The organism is Roseateles sp. P5_B10 (assembly GCF_056400485.1).
The window spans coordinates 1-4,803 of record NZ_JBFULE010000395.1; the positions used below are offsets into that span (position 1 = coordinate 1).

Consider the following 4,803-nt stretch of genomic DNA (forward strand, 5'->3'; position numbering starts at 1 on the left):
CAGCTGCGCCGCGCCCTGCCCCCGCGCCAGCGCCGGCGAAGGACGACGGCGATTGGGAGACCTTCTGAGCCGCGCCACGCAGCGCCATTGAACGGGAGCCGGGCAATGCCCGGCTCTTTGCTTTTGGGAATCAGGGGCCGCCCGTCCCTCGTTCAGGGACGCGACCGCCGGCGCCCAGCGTGGCGGGAGCCGCCCTTACAGCCTGAAACGCCAAAGGTCGCCCGGCTTGTTGCGCCCCAGCGCCACACCCGGGATGTTCCCAGCCCGCGCGGCGGCATGGGTGAGCAAAGTCATGCCAGCGCCGCACCGGCGCACCCTGCGGCAGACCCGCCGCGCTTTCCAACAAACCAGGAGCTCCCGATGTTTCGCCCGATCTTTCGCCTCGCGCTGCTGAGCGTGGCACTCTCGGCCACCTTGGCCCAGGCCCAGTCCAATCGCGCCGACGCCAACGCACTGAAGAGCCGCGCCGAAGGCCATGTGCGCCAGTTTCCCGGACTCAGCCTGCACGGCAGCGAGCACAGCTACAGCGTGCGCGACATCGTCATCGACAGCGACGGCGGCAGCCATGTGCGCCTGGACCGCAGCGTCGCGGGCCTGCGCGTCATCGGCGGCGACCTCATCGTGCAGACCGACCGCTTCGGCACCCTGCGCGCCATGCACCACAACCTGCGCTGGCGCCTGGACGGCATCGCCACCAAGCCGGCCCTGAACGCCAATCGCGCCGCCATGGCCGTGCTGCGCACGATGGACGGCGATGCCGGCAAACCCGAACTCGTCATCTATGCCCGCGACCAGGCGCCCGCCCTGGCCTGGGACGTGCCCGTCTCCGGAGAAAGCGCCGATGGCACGCCGTTCGAGAAGCATGTGATCGTCGACGCCTTGGATGCCCGCCAGCTCGACGCCTGGGACGACATCCACACCGCGGCCGCCAACGGCACGGGCAAGACGCTGTACAGCGGCAACGTGGCCCTGACGACCAACAGCATCAGCGGCGGCTACGAGCTGCGCGACCCGAGCCGCGGCGGCACCTACACGATCAGCATGGGCGGCCGCAAGAACGGTGGCAGCGTCATGACCGACGCCGACAACAGCTGGGGCAACAACGCGACCAGTGACGCCGCCAGCGCTGGCGCCGATGCGCAGTACGGCACGGCCATGACCTGGGACTACTACAAGAACGTGCATGGCCGCAACGGCATCGCCAATGACGGCAAGGGTGCCTACAACCGCGTCCACTACAGCCGCAACTACGCCAATGCCTACTGGTCGGACTCCTGCTTCTGCATGACCTACGGCGATGGCGACGGCACCAGCATCAAGCCGCTGGTGTCCCTGGACGTGGCCGGCCACGAGATGAGCCACGGCGTCACCAGCCGCACGGCCAACCTGACCTATTCCGGCGAGTCCGGCGGCCTCAACGAGGGCAACTCCGACATCTTCGGCACCATGGTCGAGTTCTACGCCGCCAATGCCAGCGACCCGGGCGACTACCTGATCGGCGAGAAGATCATGGTGGGCGGCGGGGCCTTGCGCAGCATGGTCAAGCCCAGCGCCGACGGTGCATCGGCGGACTGCTGGTACTCGGGCGTGGGCAATCTCAACGTGCACTACAGCTCGGGCGTGACCAACCACTTCTTCTTCCTGCTCGCCGAAGGCACCAACAGTGCCTACGGCAACAGCCCGACCTGCGTGGCCGGCAACACCCGCGTCGCCACCGGCGCGGGCTCGCTGACGGGCATCGGCCGGGACAAGGCCGCCAAGATCTGGTACCGGGCGCTGACGACGAAGTTCACTTCGTCCACCAACTACGCCGGCGCACGCAGTGGCACCATCGCCGCCGCCAATGAGCTCTACGGGACTGGCAGCGCCGAGGCGAATGCCGTGGCCTCTGCCTGGAGCGCTGTCGGCAGGAACTGAGCCGAGCGGGCTCAATCGGGGGCGTCTTCGGACGCCCCTTTTTTCTGGGCGTAGCTGGCCTTGCGGCCGCGTGCCGGGTACCAGACCTCACGTTCCACCCAGTGCGCCAACCGCCCGGCGCGATCCCCGCGCTGCTCGCGCAGCCAGGTCAGGACGACCTCATCGAGCACATAGCTACCGTCGCGTTGCTCGCGCACCGACTGTGGATGGCGACGCCGCAGCGATGCGGCCGGCATCGGCGCACCCAGGGCCGTCGACAAATCCTCCAGCGCGATCCAGCGGTGGCGCTCGATGTCATCGTCCAGCACACGAATGCGGTGGCCCTTGAAGGCGTAGTAGCGTCCCTGCACGGGCCGGAAGGCCAGTGCCTTCAGGCCCCGCCCGACCGTTTCGCCCAGGGCAACAAGATCGGACGCGAAGGCACGGCCCCACAGCATCAGCGCCACCAGCATGCCGGCCCAGCCGCTCGCCCACCACAGCAGCGCCGTTGCGGCGCCGCACACGGCCAGCTTGAACAGCAGGCTGCGCCACCAATGGTGCCTCTCGTGCGATGCCGCATCGAAGCCGAGGGGCTCGCGCGGCATGCGGTCAGAACTTCAGGGTCTTCACGCCGTCGGCACCGCCGAGCAGACAGACGCTGGCCTTGTGGCGGGCGAACACGCCGACGGTGACGACGCCCGGCCACTGGCTGACCTCGGCCTCGAAAGCCAGCGGGTCGGTGATGGACAGGCCCGTCACGTCGAGGATGTGGCCGCCGTTGTCGGTGACGACGCCGGCCCGCAGCCTGGCCTCGCCGCCGAGCTTGGCAAAACGGCGCGCCAGCTGGGCGGCGGCCATCGGGACGATCTCGACAGGCAGCGGAAACTTGCCCAGGGTCTGCACGAGCTTGGATTCGTCGGCGATGCAGACGAACTGGTCGGCCAGATCCGCCACGATCTTCTCGCGCGTCAGCGCGGCACCACCGCCCTTGACCATGAAGCCCTGGCCATCGATCTCGTCGGCGCCATCGATGTAGACGGCCAGCCGCTCCACCTCGATCGCATTCAGCACGGGGATTCCATGCTTGATGAGGCGCTGCGTCGAGCGCTCCGAGCTCGACACCGCACCGGGGATGGCGATACCGCTGGCCGCGAGCGCATCAATGAAACAGTCCACCGTGGAGCCGGTGCCGACGCCGAGGATCGGGCCGGCGGGACCCTGGTCCAGAGCCGCGCGGCCGACGAGTTGCTTGAGCTGGTCTTGAGTCATGGGCCCGGATTGTCCGGGATCGGCGCGGAGAACAATGCCGATCCCGGTCCGGCTCACTTCATCACCACGCTCCTGACCGCCGAATCGGTGGCCAGTTGGCTCCTGCTGTCCCAGGACGTGAATCGGTATTCCACGACGTCACCCTTCTTCAGCCCTCCCAGCGTGTACCGGCTGGCAGCGCCGTCCTGGCGCATGCGCACGGTCCGGGTCTCGCCRCCGTTGACCGTGTAGTGCGCGTCCACCCAGCCCGTCGCGTTGGCGGCGAGTTCGAGGGTGGTCGCACCGGCCTGCGTCGAGGCCGTCGGCACGGCGGCCGTCTTGGCAAGCGCCGGCGCCGTCACGGCCACGGCGTTCACAGCCGCCACGCCCGAGTCCCAGATGATGTCGTCGAAGGCCATCTGGAAGGACGCGGCCGGATTGGAGCCGTCCACGCTGAGGAACTCGAACAGCGAGTTCATGGACTGCAGCGCCACCAGGGGGCCGGCGATCTCGGCCACAGGGATGGTGGCCGTGCCCCACTCGCCGTTGCGCACCAGGCCATAGGCGGTGGTGTTGGCGGGGAAGGTCACCCAGCTGTGGTTGGTGTAGGTGTCCAGGATGCCGATCTTGAAGGCGACATTGGCCGGCGCCTTGATCTTCAGCTTGATGTTGCCGCCACGGAAGCCGCTCATGTCGTGCACCTGGCGCGACTGGACGGCACCGCCGAACCACTGCCCCGGCGCGAAGTAGTTCAGCGCCAGCACGTTGGACCCCTCAAACGCCGGGATGTTGCCGCCACCCATGGAACCGGTGTTCCAGATGAAGAAGTCCGCCGACGTGCCGAGCGCCTGGCTGTTGTTGACAGGCGTGTTGTCGGTGAACACGCCGAACTTGCCGGCCTCCGGCGTGATGCCGACGCCCAGCTTGACCTCGCCCTTGCCGTCCAGCTCATAGACACGCACATAGTCCACGTACATCGTCGCGGGCAACGGCGCGGTGATCTGCGCAGGCGTGGCGGCCGGCGTGAAGTTGCCGCCGACAGCCATGTTCATCAGCAGATAGAACGGCTCCTGCAGCGCTGGCGAACCCACCGTGGAGATGGGCGCCTTGTAYATGTCAAGTTCACGGCCGTTGTCCACCAGCGTGAAGCGGATCTGCGTGTCAGTCCAATACAGGCGATATAGCACGAAGCGGTTGGCCAACGAGCGCGTGGGCGTGACCCAGCTCTTGGTCTGCCAGGCAGTGGACGCGGCGCAGCTTTCGTTGCCGGGCACGCAGGCGGCCTGGTTGAAGGTGATGACGTTGGAACCGACGAACTGGTCCGGCGACACGGCGGGCAGGCCCGCGGGCTGGCGGCCGCCCTGCTCCATGATGTCGATCTCGCCCTTGCGCGGCCAGGCCTGCGGACTGGTGCCCAGCAGCCACAGGGCCGGCCACAGGCCGACGCCGACCGACGGCGTGGCCGCGCGGATTTCGATCATCCCGTACTTGACCTGCACCTTGCCCGCCGAGTCCAGCTTGCCGGAGGTGAACTGGTTGGCGCCCATCACCTCGCGCTTGGCCGTGATGGCCAGGGCCCGCGTGGCGGGCTCGAAAGGCACGTTGACGATGCTGAGGTTGTTGGGGCGGTAGTACTCCAGCTCCTGGTTGCCGTAGCCG

General features: G+C 68.0%; 4 protein-coding genes. 1 reads left to right on the forward strand and 3 read right to left on the reverse strand.

Going from position 1 to position 4,803, the window contains the following annotated elements; genetic code table 11:
- The first annotated feature begins 360 nt into the window (after positions 1 to 360).
- Positions 361 to 1,917: a M4 family metallopeptidase gene (locus AC1DU6_RS20235; RefSeq protein ID WP_477859154.1), complete on the forward strand. Its 1,557-nt coding sequence runs from the start codon at positions 361 to 363 to the stop codon at positions 1,915 to 1,917.
- A gap of 11 nt (positions 1,918 to 1,928) precedes the next feature.
- Here AC1DU6_RS20235 and AC1DU6_RS20240 read toward each other — a convergent pair whose 3' ends face one another.
- The 3 genes from AC1DU6_RS20240 to AC1DU6_RS20250 all read right to left on the reverse strand — a co-directional run.
- Entirely contained in the window at positions 1,929 to 2,501 is a 573-nt protein-coding gene (locus AC1DU6_RS20240) for a hypothetical protein (protein ID WP_477859156.1), read from the reverse strand.
- Between the two features lie 4 nt (positions 2,502 to 2,505).
- Positions 2,506 to 3,165: a ribose-5-phosphate isomerase RpiA gene (rpiA, locus tag AC1DU6_RS20245; RefSeq protein ID WP_477859158.1), complete on the reverse strand. Its 660-nt coding sequence runs from the start codon at positions 3,163 to 3,165 to the stop codon at positions 2,506 to 2,508.
- A gap of 53 nt (positions 3,166 to 3,218) precedes the next feature.
- The coding region (locus tag AC1DU6_RS20250) for a glycoside hydrolase family 16 protein (RefSeq protein ID WP_477859160.1) at positions 3,219 to 4,803 on the reverse strand (1,585 nt) is incomplete at its 5' end.

Coding starts and splice junctions, on each gene's coding strand:
- AC1DU6_RS20235 (WP_477859154.1), top strand. CDS start 361: ATGTTTCGCCCGATCTTTCGCCTCGCGCTGCTGAGCGTGGCACTCTCG.
- AC1DU6_RS20240 (WP_477859156.1), bottom strand. CDS start 2,501: ATGCCGCGCGAGCCCCTCGGCTTCGATGCGGCATCGCACGAGAGGCAC.
- rpiA (WP_477859158.1), bottom strand. CDS start 3,165: ATGACTCAAGACCAGCTCAAGCAACTCGTCGGCCGCGCGGCTCTGGAC.